Source organism: Streptantibioticus ferralitis, assembly GCF_029223525.1.
Classification (GTDB): domain Bacteria; phylum Actinomycetota; class Actinomycetes; order Streptomycetales; family Streptomycetaceae; genus Streptantibioticus_A; species Streptantibioticus_A ferralitis.
The window spans coordinates 314,205-329,914 of the sequence record NZ_JARHTQ010000004.1; the positions used below are offsets into that span (position 1 = coordinate 314,205).

The 15,710-nt window shown below is 70.2% G+C and carries 17 protein-coding genes and 1 pseudogene; 5 read left to right on the plus strand and 13 right to left on the minus strand.

Translation table 11 applies throughout. The features are described from left to right. Position 1: 1 nt before the first annotated feature. Positions 2–529 (minus strand): hypothetical protein, encoded by a 528-nt coding sequence (locus P2L57_RS08675; protein ID WP_275810900.1) that lies wholly within the window; start codon positions 527–529, stop codon positions 2–4. Between the two features lie 311 nt (positions 530–840). On the opposite strand from P2L57_RS08675, the gene P2L57_RS08680 reads away from it, so the two are divergent. Then, positions 841–1,017, plus strand: a complete 177-nt coding sequence (locus tag P2L57_RS08680) for a hypothetical protein (RefSeq protein ID WP_275810903.1) — start codon at positions 841–843, stop codon at positions 1,015–1,017. A 110-nt stretch (positions 1,018–1,127) separates the two neighbouring features. Here the strand turns inward: P2L57_RS08680 and P2L57_RS08685 are convergent, their stop codons facing one another. The 6 genes from P2L57_RS08685 to P2L57_RS08710 form a co-directional block, all read right to left on the minus strand. Beyond that, the gene (locus P2L57_RS08685) at positions 1,128–1,352 is read right to left on the minus strand and encodes a hypothetical protein (protein ID WP_275810906.1); all 225 of its coding nucleotides are present in this window, start codon (positions 1,350–1,352) and stop codon (positions 1,128–1,130) included. After that, positions 1,349–1,810, minus strand: coding sequence for a hypothetical protein (locus tag P2L57_RS08690; RefSeq protein WP_275810909.1), 462 nt, complete (start codon positions 1,808–1,810; stop codon positions 1,349–1,351). Before P2L57_RS08690 ends, P2L57_RS08685 begins: the two co-directional genes overlap by 4 nt. 126 nt (positions 1,811–1,936) lie before the next feature. Then, positions 1,937–3,448, minus strand: coding sequence for a sensor histidine kinase (locus tag P2L57_RS08695; RefSeq protein ID WP_275810912.1), 1,512 nt, complete (start codon positions 3,446–3,448; stop codon positions 1,937–1,939). Then, complete coding sequence (locus P2L57_RS08700) at positions 3,445–4,125, minus strand: response regulator transcription factor (protein WP_275810915.1); 681 nt, start codon at positions 4,123–4,125, stop codon at positions 3,445–3,447. The genes P2L57_RS08695 and P2L57_RS08700 overlap by 4 nt, the downstream gene beginning before the upstream one ends. Before the next feature lie 3 nt (positions 4,126–4,128). Further along, on the minus strand, positions 4,129–4,314 hold the full coding sequence (locus P2L57_RS08705) for a DUF397 domain-containing protein (protein ID WP_275810917.1): 186 nt from the start codon (positions 4,312–4,314) through the stop codon (positions 4,129–4,131). 2 nt (positions 4,315–4,316) lie between these two features. Then, on the minus strand, positions 4,317–5,159 hold the full coding sequence (locus tag P2L57_RS08710; protein ID WP_275810920.1) for a helix-turn-helix domain-containing protein: 843 nt from the start codon (positions 5,157–5,159) through the stop codon (positions 4,317–4,319). A gap of 264 nt (positions 5,160–5,423) precedes the next feature. Here P2L57_RS08710 and P2L57_RS08715 point away from each other — a divergent pair, with 264 nt between their 5' ends. Continuing rightward, positions 5,424–6,101, plus strand: coding sequence for a DUF3159 domain-containing protein (locus tag P2L57_RS08715; protein WP_275810923.1), 678 nt, complete (start codon positions 5,424–5,426; stop codon positions 6,099–6,101). A 3-nt stretch (positions 6,102–6,104) separates the two neighbouring features. Here the strand turns inward: P2L57_RS08715 and P2L57_RS08720 are convergent, their stop codons facing one another. After that, the gene (locus P2L57_RS08720; protein ID WP_275810926.1) at positions 6,105–7,121 is read right to left on the minus strand and encodes an enoyl-CoA hydratase/isomerase family protein; all 1,017 of its coding nucleotides are present in this window, start codon (positions 7,119–7,121) and stop codon (positions 6,105–6,107) included. A 262-nt stretch (positions 7,122–7,383) separates the two neighbouring features. Between P2L57_RS08720 and P2L57_RS08725 the strand changes: the two genes are divergently transcribed. Further along, a complete protein-coding gene (locus P2L57_RS08725; protein ID WP_275811171.1) occupies positions 7,384–8,259 on the plus strand; it encodes an LLM class F420-dependent oxidoreductase in 876 nt (291 codons plus the stop codon). A 70-nt stretch (positions 8,260–8,329) separates the two neighbouring features. Here the strand turns inward: P2L57_RS08725 and P2L57_RS40635 are convergent. The 3 genes and pseudogenes from P2L57_RS40635 to P2L57_RS08745 form a co-directional block, all read right to left on the minus strand. Next, positions 8,330–8,755 (minus strand): annotated as a pseudogene (locus P2L57_RS40635) (hypothetical protein); the annotation flags it as partial. A gap of 115 nt (positions 8,756–8,870) precedes the next feature. Beyond that, positions 8,871–10,148 (minus strand): glycoside hydrolase 5 family protein, encoded by a 1,278-nt coding sequence (locus P2L57_RS08740; RefSeq protein WP_275810929.1) that lies wholly within the window; start codon positions 10,146–10,148, stop codon positions 8,871–8,873. 41 nt (positions 10,149–10,189) lie between these two features. Next, positions 10,190–11,020, minus strand: coding sequence for a carbohydrate ABC transporter permease (locus P2L57_RS08745; protein ID WP_275810932.1), 831 nt, complete (start codon positions 11,018–11,020; stop codon positions 10,190–10,192). A 268-nt stretch (positions 11,021–11,288) separates the two neighbouring features. Here P2L57_RS08745 and P2L57_RS08750 point away from each other — a divergent pair, with 268 nt between their 5' ends. Then, positions 11,289–12,314: a LacI family DNA-binding transcriptional regulator gene (locus P2L57_RS08750; RefSeq protein WP_275810935.1), complete on the plus strand. Its 1,026-nt coding sequence runs from the start codon at positions 11,289–11,291 to the stop codon at positions 12,312–12,314. A 383-nt stretch (positions 12,315–12,697) separates the two neighbouring features. Next, on the plus strand, positions 12,698–13,000 hold the full coding sequence (locus P2L57_RS08755) for a hypothetical protein (protein ID WP_275810938.1): 303 nt from the start codon (positions 12,698–12,700) through the stop codon (positions 12,998–13,000). 85 nt (positions 13,001–13,085) lie between these two features. On the opposite strand, the gene P2L57_RS08760 is transcribed toward P2L57_RS08755, so the two are convergent. Beyond that, entirely contained in the window at positions 13,086–14,276 is a 1,191-nt protein-coding gene (locus tag P2L57_RS08760; RefSeq protein ID WP_275810941.1) for a YncE family protein, read from the minus strand. Next, positions 14,276–15,061 carry a polysaccharide deacetylase family protein gene (locus tag P2L57_RS08765; protein ID WP_275810944.1) on the minus strand — a complete coding sequence of 262 codons (786 nt, stop codon included), beginning with the start codon at positions 15,059–15,061 and terminating at the stop codon, positions 14,276–14,278. Before P2L57_RS08765 ends, P2L57_RS08760 begins: the two co-directional genes overlap by 1 nt. Positions 15,062–15,710: the final 649 nt, after the last annotated feature.

Sequence of the window (15,710 nt, forward strand, 5' to 3'; positions counted from 1 at the left end):
GTCAGGACGATCCGCTTCCGCGGCGGCGGCGCACCAGGACGAGCGCGCCGCTGGCCGCCAGGGCCAGCAGCGCGGCGCCGCCCGCGACCTGCGGGGCGTCCCATCCGCCGACACCGCCACCGGAACCGGCCCGCACGCCCTTCGTGGGCTTGGGACCTGTGCCGGCCCGGGCGCTGGCGGCAGGCTGCGCCGCGTCGGGTTGTGGTGCCCGCACGGTCATGGTGCTGGAGATGGTCAGCCCGCCGTAGCCGCACCGGATCGTCACCGGGTACCTGCCGGGCTTGGCGGTCGGGGGCGTGGTGAGGCCCGCCACCATGCGGTCGGCGCCCGCGGACAGGGCGACCTCGCCGAAGAGCGGCGACGACGCCGTGGCGCCCTTGGACATCTCGCACTTCCTGTCGTCGCTCATGTGCACCGTCTGCCCGGGGCTCGCAGGGTTGGGGCTCACACTGGCCAGGGCGGCGGGCGCGGTGAGCCCGACGGCGGCAACGGCGGTCAGCGCTACGGCGGCGGTTCGACCAGAGGACATGGGACTCTCCTGCGCCGGGCGGCGCGGTCTCCATGACCGCATTGGACGGACCCGGCCCATCAGGATGCAAACCCGTCTCCGCCTTGCGTGCGACGCGAGCCGATCGTCCCTGATCACCCGGATGCGGTACTTCCGTGGCTGGTCCGCGGGGCGTTCTCGCACGTCGCACGGTGTGTCCCGACGTGGTCGCGGAAGGCTGGAGGACTTGGTGGCCATGGCCCACACAGGTGAGGCCGCTGCCCGAAATGCGGCATTGGCTGGGCCATGGCAGGCTGAACTGACCCACCCCCTCATCACGCGGAGTGATTCTGATGGGTATGAAGGACGAGCTCAACCAGAAGGCCCAGCAGGCCAAGCGGAAGATCGAGCAGGAGGCCAAGCGGGCCCAGCAGGCCAAGGGCAAGTCCCGCGAACGCGCCCAGCAGGACAAGGAGCAGCGCCAGGGTTCCTTCGACGACATCCAGGACGAGCTCGACGACCGTCAGTAGGGCCGTCTGCCATGCGCGTCGGCCTGCACCACCGATGCGGTGGCGCAGGCCGACGTTCCAATCCGCCGCCCTGACAGCAGGGACCGTGTTGTCGCGATCCGCCCGAAGGGCTAGTTGCTCTGTGCGTCGTGGTCCGCCGCGTCGGCCGCGCTCTGTGCGCTGTCGACCTTCTGCTGCAGCTGCTTGAGCTGGTCGGTGGAGGACGACGACGTCGACGTGGCCGACGGCGTACCGCTCGCGGAGCCGCCCGCGGAGTGCGCGCACCCGGCCGTGGCCAGCACGGGCACGGCGATCGCCGCCGTCACCAGTACGGAAACACGTCGGCGGCGGCTCATGCGTTGTTCGAGGTCTTCGTCGGCTTGCCGTTGTCGTTGGCCTTGCACCAGGACGCGACGTCCTTCAGGTCGCTCTGCCGCTGCTTGAGGTTGACCAGCAGGGCCTGGCGCGCGCTGAGCCGGTCGCCGAGGAACTTGGCGATGGTCGCGTGGTTCTCCTTCTTGGCGTTGTCGATGCGCTGCTCCAGGAACGCGATCGAGCCCCGCGTGCCGGCTCCCGCCTCCAGCCGCTTGATCTCCCGGGCGATACGGCGGTCCAGCTTCGGCACCCGTCGGCACAGCGCCCGCGCGCCGTCCGTCTTCGGACCCTTCGGGTGGGCCTGTGGGGCGGCGCTGGCGGAGGCGGACGGGGCCGGGCTGGAGCCGTCCGCGTAGGCGGGTACGGCCATGGCCGCGAGTGAGCCGGTGAGGACGAGTCCCGCGACGGTCGCGGTCACCGTCGCCTTTCGACGCTGCATGATGACTCTCTCCACTTCATGGTGACGGTTCGGATGCGGCCCGCCGCCGCTGGGAGACGGCTGGCGGGCCGCTTGGGGTCGACCGTAGAAGCGGTTCTTGTGGTTTCTTTGTGGGGCGGGTGCCGGTCAGACCGCGGGACGTACCGAGCCGCTCAACCAGTCGCGGTGCGACGGCAGTTCGGGCAGCGCCGCCCCGGAGAGCGGCAGCCGCACCTCGAACCTGCTGCCGGGCTCGCCGCCCGGCCGGTCCGTGATGCGTACGGTGCCGCGGTGCAGATCGACCTGCTGGGCGACGAGCGTCAGCCCGAGTCCGGTGCCGGGGCTCTCCGGTCCGCGGGCGAAGCGTTGGAAGACCCGCCGCCGCGCCTCCTCGGGTACGCCCGGTCCGGCGTCGTCCACCGTCAGTACGGCCTCGTCGTCCTCGCGGCGCAGTGCCACCCGGATATCGGGATCACTGTCCGGCCGACGGCCGTGCACCACCGCGTTGTTCAGCAGGTTGTCGGCGATCATCCGCAGGCCCGGCTCCCAGCCGCGCATCCGCAGCGCGCCGTCGGTCCGTACCGTGATCCGCGCCTCGGGGTGTCGGCGCGCCGCGTCGGCCCCCGCTGCGTCGACCAATTCGCCGAGCTCCACCGGTGTGAACGCGTCCACCTCCACCAGATCGCCCTGCGCCAGGGCACGCAGTGTCACCAACAGCCCCTGCAACCGGGCGTGTTCATCGCGGAGATCCGCCAGCACCTCGGCACGTTCGTCCGGGGCGAGGTCCGGATGGGCGGACAGGATCTCCAGATTGGTCTGCATGCTCATCAGCGGCGTACGCAACTCGTGTGAGGCCGCCGCCGAGAACGACCGGGCGGTCGCCAGCGCCTCACCGGTGCGGGCCGCCTGCTCGTCGTAGCGGGTCAGGATCGTCTGGAGGGTACGGGCCAGCTCATCGACCTCCGTGACATATGACGGCCGGTGCTCAAGACGGGCCTCGCTGACCCGTGGATCGAGTCCGCTGGCCTGCCGCCGCAGCCTGCGCAGCGAGCGGGTCGCCCGCTGCGCGATCAGCAGCGCGACCAGCGCCGAGACCGGCGCCGCGATCAGCGCGGTGAGCAGGATCCGGCCGCGTACCGCGTCCACACCGTTCTGTGCCACCGACGCGGGGGAGAACACCCACAGTGCGTCCCCCGGCTGCCCGCCGGTGACCGGCAGTTGGAACGCGCGCCACGCCCGGCCGTTGTCCCGTACGGTGACCGGGTTCGGCGTCCGCGCGGGCAACGCGACGCTGTCATCCGGCTGCGGACCGCCCTCCGCGATCGGCGTGCCGTCCGGCCCGCCGACCACCCGCACTCCCACGTCCAACGCGTTCGCGAACAGCCGGTGTTCGCCCTTGCGCTCCTGCTGGTAGCGCCCGGCGCGGTCGACCCGGATCAGGTTGCGGGCCATCGGCAGCACGATGGCCGCCCGGTCCCTCAGATGTGAATCCTGCGCGGAGTGCACATCGATGGTCACCAGCCGCAGCAGCAGCGCCGCCGACGCCAGCACCAGCAGCGGTACGGTCACGCCCACCGCGATGGCGATCCGGGTGGACAGCCCCATTCCCGCGCGTCGCCCACCACCACCCGCAAAGGAGGAGCTTCGCTCCGCTGTCATGACGCGTCCCGCCGTAGTACGAACCCGACCCCGCGCACGGTGTGGATCAACCGGGGGCGTCCTTGTGCCTCCAGCTTCCGCCGCAGGTAACTGACGAAGGTGTCGACGGCATCGGTACGGACGTCGAAGTCGTATCCCCAGACCCGGTCCAGCAGTTGGTCCCGGCTGAGGACCACACCCGCGTTGCGCGCCAGCACTTCGAGGAGTTCGAACTCCCGCCGGGTGAGGCGGACCGGCGCGCCCTCGTACCGCACCTCGCGCGCGGCGGGATCGAGCACCAGATCCCCGACCCGGACGGTGTCGGTGGGCGACGGCGGGCGGCGGCGCAGCAGGGCCTGCAGCCGAAGCAGCAGCTCCTGGAGTGCGAACGGCTTGACCAGGTAGTCGTCGGCCCCGGCCTGCAGCCCGGCCACCCGGTCCTTGACCTCGTCCAGCGCGGACAGCATCAGGACGGGCGTGTCGTCTCCCATGGCGCGCAGTTGACGGCACACCTCGGTGCCGCCGATGCCCGGCATGGAGACATCCAGCACGATGACGTCGGCCGGGGCCGCCTGCAACTGTGCGAGGGCGGCCTCCCCGCTTTCCGCGAGGGTGACCGCGTACCCGCTCAGGCGCAGCCCGCGTCCGAGCGAGCGGAGGATCGCGGCGTCGTCATCGACGACCAGTACCCGGCCCACAGGTCAGCCTCCGGCCTTTATGCGGCGTATGAACGCGGACAGGTGGGTGCGGTTGGTGGTGACGATCGCGTCGGGTGCGTCACTTTCTCGCAGGTGTATTCGACCGGCGTAAATGCGCACCTCCACACAGTTGTTGCCCTCCGATCCGCCGGAGAACGAGGATCTTTGCCAGATTACTGAGGTGGACACGGCTAAAGTTCCCCTTCGATGCGGCGGATGAGGTCACGAGAGGCGCCCGGCATGAGGGCCGAGCTCTCGATCCTATCCAGCAGTTCGCGGAACTTCGTCAGCCGGGATTCCGCGTCCAGGAAATTGGAGCTGTCCATGGTGTCTATCTGTACCGTGTCCAGCTGTGAAACGCGGCCACCCGCGTAGAGCATGGAGTATCCGGCACCGGCGAAGCCCTCGACGTCGAACGGGATGATCCGCACGCTGACGTTGTCCCGCTCCGACAGCTCCAAGATGTGTGCGAGCTGTGCACGAGCCTCTACCGCCCCGCCCACCCTGAGCCGCAACGCGGCCTCGTGGATAACGGCGTTGAAGGTGCCCGTCGTTAGGACCGTTTTGCGACGCGCGCGGAATTCGACCCATGTGTCGAGCCGGTGTGCTGGCAGATTCGGGTTCACGTACGAGAAAGCGGCCCGCATGTGGCCCTCGGTCTGCAGGAGGCCAGGGATATGGATGACCTCCAGTGCGCGTAGGTAAGCCGCGTGGTGTTCCATCTCGGCGAGGTCGAGCGATACCGGGGAGAGCGTGCCCCGAAACTCCTCCCACCACCCCTTGCCGCGCTCATTGGCCATATCGACCAGCGCGTCGACGTACGGCAGGTTGTCGCATGCGTAGTGGCCGGCCAGCCGCCGGATCCGTTCCTCGCTGATGCCGCTGCGCCCGGACTCGACATGGCTCATCTGGATCGGATTGGAATTCAGGTAGGCGGCGGCGTCCCGCGCCGTGATCCCGGCGCGCTCGCGCATCTTGCGTAGCTCGGCACCCAGTCGTACCTGGCGCGCCGTGGGGTTGCTCCTGGGTGGCATGCGGCCCTTTCCTCGCGACTACCGAGCGACGCGAGCCACACGGCACGCGCTGCGGTGTTGGTGGCACCCTCAACGGCTCAAGTGCTCCGCACAGGACTGCCCCCTACTCTCTGTGCGGAGTCCGTAACGCAGAGGTGTCACCGCTGATAACTGCCGGACCCTGCCGGTGAGTTACGCCCGGCCGCGCAGGTCACACCATGGGGTTGTCCCGCTGACCTGGTGCGACGAGATGCGGGCGGTGGCGATGCGGCGGAGGATGAGTTCGTGAGCGCGGCACTGCGGCACCCGGGCGGGGTCCGGCTGCTGCCCGGACTGACCCGGTCGATGGCCAGGTCTGGGCGCTCCGAGCGGCCGGAGGCGGAGCGTGGCGTGCTGGCGCGGGGCAGCGTCTTCTTCGCCTTCGCCCCCTGGATCGTCTTCGACGTGGTCGCCGGGCCCAGCACCTGGAAGCTCGCGGCGGTGGCGGCGCTCATCTGCGCTGTCGTCCTGAACGTCCCGGACCTGATGCGGGGTGCCCCCAAGATCCTGGACGTGGTGGGAATCGTCTTCTTCCTGGTGATATCGGTGCTGGGATTGACCTTGCAGCGACATGACCTGATCTGGCTGGAGACCTATGCGCAGACGCTGGCCAGTGGAGCGATCGCGGTGGTGGCGCTGGGTTCGCTGGCCTTCGTACCGTTCACCGAGCAGTACGCCAGGGTGTCCGCGCCCCCGGAGGTCTGGGAATCCCCCGCCTTCAGACGCACCAACCGGCTGTTGACGGCGATGTGGGGGCTGGTCTTCGCGGTCATCGCGATCCTCGGGCTGGTCGCGCTGCACGTGCGCACCGGAACCGACTGGCTCAACTGGATCGTCCCGGTCGCCCTGCTGGCGGTCGCCGTACGGATCACGCGCTGGTACCCGCAATACGTTCGGCGCAAGACGCGTCCCCCTGGTGACTGACCGCTACTCCTCGAACCAGCCGCGTACGGTGTCCAGTTCGCTCAGATCCCAGGACGGCTTGCGGTCCTTGTCGACCAGTGCCGCTCGCACGCCCTCGGCGAAGTCTTGCGTGCCCGCCATCCGGCAGGCCGTACGCAGCTCCAGATCAAGGCAGTCCGCCAAGGACGCGTCCGGGTCCGCACCGCGCCGCAGCAGTTCGAACGTCACATGAAGACTGGACGGCGACGCATGCCGCAGTTCCGTCAGCGTCTCCTCCGCCCAGTCGCCGCCCTCGGCGGTCAGCCGCTCGAAGAGCTCGGTCAGGCTGTCGGCCGCGAAGCAGCGGTCGATGACCTCGCGGTCGCCGGCGAGTTCGGACGCGGGCGGCTCGGCGGCACGGTGTGCGAGCACCTCGGCGATCCCCTCGCCGCCCGCGGCGGTCAACTCCCGCTCCAGTGCGGCGAGATCGCTGGAGTGCACATAGTGCGTGGCCAGACCGCACTCGACCGCCGCCGCACCGGAGATCCGGCGCCCGGTCAGCCCGAGGTACCAGCCGATCCGGCCGCGCAACCGGGGCAGGAAGTAGCCGGCGCCGATGTCCGGGAAGAACCCGATCGCGGTCTCCGGCATCGCCAGCCCGGCCCGTTCCGTCACCACCCGCGCCGAGCCGTGCACCGAGATCCCCAGACCGCCGCCCAGCGCGTAACCGTCGATCAGTGCGACGTACGGCTTCGGGTAGGCGGCGACAGCGGCGTTGAGCCCGTACTCGGCGGAGAAGTACTCGTACACCGCCGCCTGGTCACCGCGCAGTCCGGCCTCGCGCACCGCCCTTATGTCGCCGCCCGAGCAGAACGCCTTGGGCGAGGTGCTGCGCACCACCACCGCGCGTACCGCGTCATCCTCGCGCCACATGTCGAGCGCGGCCCTCATCTGTTGGACCATGCGCAGGTCGAGCGCGTTGAGCGCGCTGGGCCGGTCCAGGATCAGCGTCCCGGTACCGCCGCTGACGGCCGTCTTCACGGTCTCCACGGGGACGTGCATGGTGCGGCCGCTCCTGTTCTTCACGGGGCCGGGCGGACGCGGATCACTGTACGGCTCGCCCGGCCCCGCTCCGTATCCGGTCTGCCGTCCGACCGGCCGTGCGCGGCGCCCCAACCGCTGAACGGGGTAACCGCGGCAGCCGCGGACTGGCGGTCCTCTGCGGCGTGGAGGGGATTTACGTCTAGCGTTTCCGTCAGCCGCCAATCGGACATTGCGCAAGTAAAGCGACGTAACGGGAGCGAGTATGCGGATCGGTTTGACAGTGACATCGTTCAGCTGGCCCGGCGGACCCGGGGCCATCGGCCCGACCGTCGCGCGCATCGCGCGCGACGCCGACGAGGCGGGACTGGCGAGCCTGTGGGTCATGGACCACTTCTGGCAGATCCCGATGAACGGGTCCGAGGACGAGCCGATGCTGGAGTCGTACACAACGCTGGCGTTCGCCGCCGCGCACACCCGGCGCATCCGGCTCGGCACGCTGGTCACCGCAGTGGTCTACCGGTACCCCGGGGTGCTGCTGAAGACCGTGACCACGCTTGACGTGCTGTCCGGGGGCCGTGCCTGGCTGGGCGTCGGTGCGGGGTGGAACGACGCGGAGGCGGCCGGGCTCGGCATTCCGTTCCCGCCGGTCGCGGAGCGGTTCGAGCGGCTGGAGGAGACGCTGCGGATCGTACGGCAGGCGTGGTCGGGCGAAACCCGGCCGATCCACGGGCGGCACTACACCCTTGAGCGGCCGCTCAACTCGCCCGCCCCGCTGACCAGCCCGCGTCCGCCGATCCTGGTGGGCGGCTCGGGCGAACGCAAGACGCTGCGGCTGGTGGCGAAGTACGCGGACGCCTGCAACCTCTTCGACACCCCGGAGATCACCCGCAAACTGGACGTCCTGCGCGAGCACTGCGAGCGCGAGGGACGGCCCTACGGCGAGATCGAGAAGACCGTGGCCGCCGTTCTGCCGCTCACCGGCCCCGGCGGCTCGGTCGACCAGGCCGCCGACCGCTGCGAGGAGTTGGCGACCCACGGCATCGAACACGTCATCCTCAACCTGCCCGGCGTCCACGACCCGCACGTGATGGAACGCGTGGCGGAACTCGTCGCCCGGGTGGGCAAGGTGATCCCGGCCGGGCGGTCGCTGGCCTAGGCGGGGGTGCGGCGCCGAACCCACCGCACCCCCACGTCACTCCTCGCCGCGCGCCAAGCGCAGTGTCATGAACCGGGTTCGCCGCCGCCTCCACATGCAGCGTGACCTGCTCCCCGACCGCCACCGGCGAACCGATCCGCACCCACTGGTTGCGCGGATTGAGGCCCTTCACCGGCGAGCCGTCCGGCCGGTAGACCAACCCCTCGCACTGGAAGCCCGGCATGTTCTCGTCGAAGCCCAGGTCCAGCAGCGCCTCCACGGTTCGCCCCGCCCACTCCTGCGGTACGGTCCCGTGGACCGTCAGCCAACTGGTGCCCCACGGCACGCGGTCGTGTTGGGCGGTGGGGGAGCGAACCGCCCGGCGAGCGGTACCGACGCGGTGTTGAACGGCAGATCGGGGTCGTACCGCGGATCCCACGCCTTGAGGCTGCGCCAGACCACCCCGGGCGGGGGCGTGCCGGAGGGCAGTGAGTCGGGGAACCAGTACGAGGCGCAGGGCTGGAGCGTGGCGTCGGCGGTGACCGCGGCGGCCGTGCCCGTCGGCAGGGCGAGCGCCGCCGTCGCCGCGGCCCCGGCCAGCAGGACCGTGCGGCGGGGTATCGGATGCCGGTTCATCGGTGTGCCCCCTTGGGGTGTGCGGTGTGGACGGTGTCCGGTGCGGTGACGACCTCGGTGATGCCGCGGGACGCCAAGTGGCCAGCGTCCTGTGCCAGTTCGGCCAGTACGGTGGTGGGGCGCGCGCCCTGAGCGGCCAGCCGCATCCATGCCTCGAAGAACTCCCCGCCCGGCGCGCACCCGGCCCGGGCGGGCTCGCCGTGCGCCTCGCCCACGTCGATCATCAGGGCGGTGGTGCGCGGCGGCGGCCGGTGCTCACGGCCGCGCCACTCCCGTACGATCCGGGCGATCGCCTGCCCCGCGGGCTTGACCTCGCGGTCGTTGGTGAGCAGACCCAGGCCGTACTCCAGCTCGGGGAAGTCGGCCAGCGCCCGGTCGACGTCGTGCGAGCACCACCAGGTCACGCCCCACACGTCCGGGCAGTCCAGCGCGCCCGCGACGGTGGCCTCGGTGAAGGCGGCGGCCTGCTCCGGCGGGATGTGCGGTGCGGGGGCGCCGACTTCCTGGAGCCAGACCGGACGGTCCGGGCGGTCGGCCCAGGCCTTGGAGAGCTCGATGAGGTAGGCGGCGTGCTGTTCGGTGGCGGTGCCGGTGGCGCCGTGCCGCTGTGCGGTCCCGTTGAAGACCCAGGAATGCACGGCGGTCATCGCGCCGAGCTGAGCCGAGTGCGCCGGGGTGAACGGATGGCCGTCGTGGTACCAGGCGGCGTCGTAGCTGGCGTGCAGATGACAGCGGCCGGGGGCGCCCTGCTCGCAGGCGGCGAGCATCCGCCGCAGCCAGTCGGCCGCCTGCCGGTGCGTCACCGGGTCGGGGTCCGGGTGCGGTGCGGCGGAGAACTGGTTGATCTCGTTGCCGACGGTCATCCCCAGGAAGTTGGGCCGGTCCGCGAGGGCCTCGGCCAGCGCGCGCAGATACCCGGCCTGACCCTCGGCCACCGACGGGTCGGTGAACAGATTGCGACGGTGCCAGGTCGTGGTCCACGACGGGATGAAGTCGAAGCTGGACAAGTGTCCTTGCAGCCCGTCGACATTGACGTCGAGTCCGCGCTCGGCCGCCGCGTCGACCAGCCGCACCAGCTGTTCCACGGCGCGCGGCCTGATCAGTGTGCGGTTGGGCTGGAAGACCGGCCACAGCGGGAAGACCCGGATGTGGTCGAGGCCGAGGGCCGCGATCGAGTCGAGGTCGGCGCGGACCTCGTCGAGGTCGAAGTCCAGCCAGTGGTGGAACCAGCCGTGCGTGGGCGTGTAGTTGACGCCGAAGCGCAGTGCGGTCATGCGGGGGGTTCCTCTTCGGTTCGTGTTGGTGGCGGTGGGTGTCAGCCCTTGACTGCTCCCTCGCCGACACCGCGGATGAAGTACCGCTGGAGGCAGGCGAACAACACGATCAGCGGTGCGACGGCGATGATCGTCCCGGCCGCGACCAGCCGCTGGTTGTTGGAGAACGTGCCGTGCAGATAGTTCAGGCCGACCGTGAGCGTGAACTTCGAGGAGTCGGAGAGCACGATCAGCGGCCAGAGGAAGTCATCCCACGACCCCATGAAGGAGAAGATCGCGACCACCGCCAGTGTGCCCTTGACCGAGGGCAGCGCGACGCGGGTGAACCGCTGCCAGACGTTCGCGCCGTCGATGATCGCGGCCTCCTCGGTCTCGTACGGCAGATGACCGAAGGTGTTCCGCATCAGCAGCACGTTCATCGCGCCGACACAGCCCGGCAGCACCACCGCGATCAGTGTGTTGTTCAGGTTGAACTGGCGCATCAGGGTGAACTGCGCGATGACGATGCTCTCCAGGGGCACCAGCAGCGCCAGGACGAAGGCGAGCGCGGCGGTCCCGCGGCCCCGGAAACGCAGCCGGGACAGCGCGTAGCCGGCGAGCGAGGCGCCGACCAGATTGGTCACCACGTTGGTCACGGCGACCGTGAGCGAGTTCAGCGCGTAGTCCCACACCGGGATGATGTCCGCAACGCCCGCGTAGTTGCCCAGCGTTGGATGCCGTGGCAGCAGACGTGGCGGAAACGTGTAGATGTCCTCGGTCCTGCCCTTGAGCGAGGTGGACAGCTGCCACAGGAACGGGCCGACGGTGATCACCAGCACCGCGAGCAGCAGTACGTAGCGCAGGGCGCGCCCCCAGATCCCGGATGGCCTCACCGCTCCTCCTCCCCGCGGCCGGCGCGGAGCACCAGCAGCATCAGCGCGAGCGTGATGACGAAGACGACGAATGGCGGTCACGAAGGTGCACCCGGCGAGCGGGCAGAGTCAATACTTCCGTCATGAACTAATGCGCTTTAGTATTTTCTCGCTCAAGCGCTTTAGTACCGTCCGGCCGACCGCACACCGACGAAGGTCCGCCGGACCGGACGCAGTTCGCAACGAGATCGAGAGGCCCGCCATGCGTCGACCTGCCCGACGACCCACGATGAAGGACATCGCACGCCGGGCGGGTGTCTCCGAGAGCGCGGTGTCGTTCGCGCTCAACGACCGGCCGGGTGTCTCACCGGCCACCCGGGACCGGGTACGGCGGGTCGCGGAGCAACTGGGCTGGCAGCCGAGCGCGGCGGCGCGCGCGCTGTCCGGTGAGGGCTCCGCCACCGTCGGTCTGGTACTGGCCCGGCCCGCGCGGACCCTCGGGGTGGAGTCGTTCTTCCTGCGGCTGGTCTCCAGCGTTCAGGAGGTCCTCGCCGAGCGCCGACTCGGCCTGTTGTTCCAGGTGGTTGAGGACGTGGCCGCCGAATGCGAGGTCTACCGCCGCTGGTGGGCCGAGCACCGGGTGGACGGTCTGCTCGTGGTCGACCCGCGCCACGACGACCCCCGGCCGGAACTACTGGACTCCCTCGGCCTGCCCGCGGTCATCATCGGCGGCCTGGAAACCGGGCCGACGGACACCGCGGTCGACTACGCCGCCATATCCCAACTGCGCACCGACGACGCCGGAGCCATGGCGTCCATCGTCGACCACCTGCACCAACTCGGCCACCGCCGCATCGTGCACATCGCGGGGCTGCCCGAACTCGCCCACACACAGCGGCGAACGCGCTCGCTGCGCACGGCGGCGGCAGCTCGCGGACTGACCGAGGTGAGCTCGGTCAGCACCGACTACTCCGACACCGAGGGCGCCGCGGCCACCCGCGCGGTACTGGCGTGGGGGCGTCCGCCCACCGCGATCGTCTACGACAATGACGTGATGGCGGTCGCCGGTCTGGCGGTCGCCGCCGAACGGGGACTGGCGGTGCCGGGTGATCTCGCCATCGTGGCCTGGGACGACTCGGTACTGTGCCGCAGCACGCACCCGGGCCTGACCGCCCTGGTCCGGGACACCAGCGCGTTCGGCCGCCAGGCCGCGGGAGCACTGCTCGCCCTGCTCGACGGCGGAGCGGCGGTACATGTCCTCGACGAACGCCCGCAATTGGCCCCCCGCGGCAGCACACTCGCCGAACCGCGCTAGCGCGCGTTCGGCGGCCTATTGGGCCGGGGTGCGTTCCGTTTCGCCGCCGGTCCGCGCCGTTGCGGTACGGCACGGCTCGCGGCTGTGCGGGGCCGGCACCGCCCAGGTTCGGGGCCGATGTCGTCGCTCACGGAAACCGCCTCCCGCCGATTCTCCCCTGCTTTCGCGCCCCGACGGCCGGACGAAAGTCCTCCGTGCGGCGGGTCGTAAGCCCCTGGCTCGCGTCGACTGACCCACATGACCGGAATTCCCCAATAAATGGCAAAATTCCGGAACCAACTACATACCCTTTGCTACCTGGATCGTTGGGCAGTGCCCCGAGCCTGATGTGTCGCATGTTCGCTGTCGGGGCTCGTTCTCAACGTTCTTGGAGGCAACACACCATGAAGTCCCTTACGTCGTCGTCGGCCGTTCGCGGCGCCTGGGTGCTGGTCGGTAGCGCTGCGGCCCTGCTGTTCGCGGCGGGCGGCGCCTCCGCTGCCTCGTCGGCGGGCAGCGCCGAGCACCACCACGGAAAGCACATCGCCAAGGGGCATGAGGCCCGGATCAGCCGCCACCACGACGGCCGTCACATCCGCCACGTTCGCCGTATGCACCTCCGCCGCCACACCACCCACCACACCGGTGTGATGCGGATGCGCCACGACAGGATTGCCGCCCACCGCGACACGCACATCAAGCGATGACACCCGGTCGGATACGGGCTGAGCCGAGCCGCGCGGCGCCTCACCTGGCACCGCGCGGCTTCGTGTGTCAACGCGTGGAAGCCGCTCAGCGGAAGATGCCGGTGTGGCCCAGCGAGTACCGGCCGGGCTGCGGATACACGCACAGGCCGTGTGGGCCGTGGCCGACCCGGATCCGGTCGATGAGCTTCCCGGTGCGGGTGTCGATCTTGTACACCTCGGAGTTGTAACGCCCGGACAACCACAGGGTGTTGCCGTCCGTCGAGACACCGCCCATGTCGGGACTGCCGCCGCCCGGCAGCCACCACTTCTGCACCAACTTGCCGGTGCTGAACTCCAGTACCGATATGGAACCCTCGCCGCGGTTGGAGACGTACAGGTACTTCGAGTCACGGCTGACGTAGGTGCCGTGGGCACCCTTGCCGGTCTTCAGCAGCGTGGGCTCGGCGAAGCTGTCGCCGTTGAGCACCCACACCCCGTCCGCGGTCATGTCCGCGATGTAGAAGGTCTTTCCGTCCGGCGAGATCTTCACGTCCTGCGGCATCGAGCCCTCGTAGGCCAGCCGCTGCTGGCCCACCACTTTCATCGCGGCGGTGTCGACCTTCAGGAGTTCGCCGGAGAACTCGCACGAGACGACGAAGTACCGGCCGTCCGGCGAGAAGTCGGCGTGGTTCACTCCGCCGCAGGAGACGGGTACGGCCTTGTCGACGGCCATGGTGTGCGCGTCCCGGAAGACCAGTTGCCGGTCCTGGGAAGCCATCACCACCGCGTGCTTGCCGTCCGGTGTGAAGTAGAGGTTGTACGGGTCGTGTACGTCGACCGGCTTGCCCACGTTGCCGGTCGCCGGATCGATCGGGGTGAGGGAGTTGCTCAGATCGTTGTTGACCCAGAGCGTCTTGAGGTCCCAGGAGGGGACGACGTGCTGCGGCTGGATGCCCACCGGGATCGTCCGGATCACCTTGTCGGTGGCCGGATCGATGATCGACACCGTGTTGGATATCGTGTTCGGTACGTAGATCAGGTTCGGGAAGTTACGCACGGCAGGGGAAAGTGCCCCCGGCCGGTCGGCCGCGTAGAGATCGTGTGGGTCAAGTGGCGGCGGCATGCCCGGCAGTCCGGCGTAGACGACGCCCATGGTGCCCGCACCGGTCGAAGTCGAACTCCGGGCGCGCGACGGGGTGCTGTGCCGTGTGGCGGAAGACGAGCAGCCAACGGCGACGAGCACGCACACGACCGCCAGCAGCGCCGTGTGGAACGGGGTACGGGGTATGGCACGCATCAGGTCAGCAACTCCGAGGTGGTCACCGCGCGCAGACCGCGCTGCTTGAGTCCGTCGAGGAGTGCGGGCAGCGCTTCGACCGTGCCCGCGTGCCCGAAGTGCAGGCTCACCACCGACCCGTGCCGCGCCTGGTCCAGAACGGTACGGCGTACCGCGTCGGCGCCGGGGTCGGTGTAGTCAAGGGAGTCCACGTCGTAGGACAGGACATGGCGGTATCCGGCTGCGCCGGCCAACCGCTGGACGAGCGGCGTCGCGTACTGGGTCTGCGACGGCCGGAACCAGCGGCCGATGTCACCGGTCAGCTTGCGTAGCCGGTCGGCGCATTGGGTGATCTCGGCCGACGCCTGGTCCGCGGGCATGGCCGAGATGCCACGATGGTTCTGGGTGTGGTTGCCCAGTTCATGGCCGCCGTCCAGTACTCGACGGGCCATCTGCGGGTAGGAGTCGAGCCAACTGCCGACCGCCAGTACGGTGACCCGGGCTCCTGCCCGCTCGGCCTCGCCCAACAGCGTTTCGGCCAGCTTCGGTTCGCCCTGGCCGTGGAAGGTGAGCGCCACCATCCCACGATCGCGGGGGCCGTGGGTGATCTGCCCCGGCAGTCCCGCGGGCAGCGGCGCTGGGCCGCCGCCCGAGACGGCCGGAGAACGCGAGACGGAGGCGCCGGAGGGCGCCGCCGACCGGGGGGATGACGAATTCGGCCCACTGCCCGCACATCCGGCGGTCAATGCACCGGCGGCCGCGGTCTGCATCGCGGCTCGCAGAACACTGCGGCGATCGATGGACATCACTGGAACCCTAGAGGCTCAACGGTGCGGAATGGGTGGATATTGGGGATACCCACCCATTGTGTGCACGCCCCTTCCCTGAGTGTTCACCCAATACCGCCTTCCGCGTGACACCCCGGCTGCGCCTGAGCTCGACCCGGGCGACGGTCATCGGGCCGCGCCCCGTTCGGGGCTGCCGCTTCCCGCAGGGGGCCTGCGCGCCGTCGCGGCGGCAAGCTGTGCCCGTTGCCCGAGCCGCGGATCTCGCTGGCTGATCGCGTGAGGTTGCGCCCGCTTCGGTGCGGCGGATCCCTGTCGCGGGTCTGCGTGCGTTCGCGGCGGCGCTCTCTCTCCACGCCGAGCGTCGCGGTCCGCCGGGGACTCGCGGTGGCTCGTGCCCCGCTGCGGCACCGCCGGTCCCCGGCGGGCCTGCGCGTCGCCGCGGCGGCAAGTTGTGTCCGCCGTCCGGGCCGCGGGTCTCGACGGCTGGTCGCGGTGGGCTCGTGCCCGCTGCGGCACCGCCGGTCCCCGCCGCGGGCCTGCGCGCCGTCGCGGCCGCACTCCCCTCCGCCGCCGTGGCGCGTAACCGCGACGGTGGTGACCGGCGGTCACGCGATCGCGCGGCCCCTCGAATTCCGTCGGCCTTCCGGGCAGGGGCCGTGTCGCGGGG

What these genes read in the sequence shown, in the direction of transcription:
- P2L57_RS08750 (WP_275810935.1), top strand. Translation starts at nt 11,289, where the DNA reads ATGAAGGACATCGCACGCCGGGCGGGTGTCTCCGAGAGCGCGGTGTCG.
- P2L57_RS08680 (WP_275810903.1), top strand. Translation starts at nt 841, where the DNA reads ATGGGTATGAAGGACGAGCTCAACCAGAAGGCCCAGCAGGCCAAGCGG.
- P2L57_RS08695 (WP_275810912.1), bottom strand. Translation starts at nt 3,448, where the DNA reads ATGACAGCGGAGCGAAGCTCCTCCTTTGCGGGTGGTGGTGGGCGACGC.
- P2L57_RS08755 (WP_275810938.1), top strand. Translation starts at nt 12,698, where the DNA reads ATGAAGTCCCTTACGTCGTCGTCGGCCGTTCGCGGCGCCTGGGTGCTG.
- P2L57_RS08740 (WP_275810929.1), bottom strand. Translation starts at nt 10,148, where the DNA reads ATGACCGCACTGCGCTTCGGCGTCAACTACACGCCCACGCACGGCTGG.
- P2L57_RS08685 (WP_275810906.1), bottom strand. Translation starts at nt 1,352, where the DNA reads ATGAGCCGCCGCCGACGTGTTTCCGTACTGGTGACGGCGGCGATCGCC.
- P2L57_RS08690 (WP_275810909.1), bottom strand. Translation starts at nt 1,810, where the DNA reads ATGCAGCGTCGAAAGGCGACGGTGACCGCGACCGTCGCGGGACTCGTC.
- P2L57_RS08710 (WP_275810920.1), bottom strand. Translation starts at nt 5,159, where the DNA reads ATGCCACCCAGGAGCAACCCCACGGCGCGCCAGGTACGACTGGGTGCC.
- P2L57_RS08760 (WP_275810941.1), bottom strand. Translation starts at nt 14,276, where the DNA reads ATGCGTGCCATACCCCGTACCCCGTTCCACACGGCGCTGCTGGCGGTC.
- P2L57_RS08720 (WP_275810926.1), bottom strand. Translation starts at nt 7,121, where the DNA reads ATGCACGTCCCCGTGGAGACCGTGAAGACGGCCGTCAGCGGCGGTACC.
- P2L57_RS08765 (WP_275810944.1), bottom strand. Translation starts at nt 15,061, where the DNA reads ATGTCCATCGATCGCCGCAGTGTTCTGCGAGCCGCGATGCAGACCGCG.
- P2L57_RS08675 (WP_275810900.1), bottom strand. Translation starts at nt 529, where the DNA reads ATGTCCTCTGGTCGAACCGCCGCCGTAGCGCTGACCGCCGTTGCCGCC.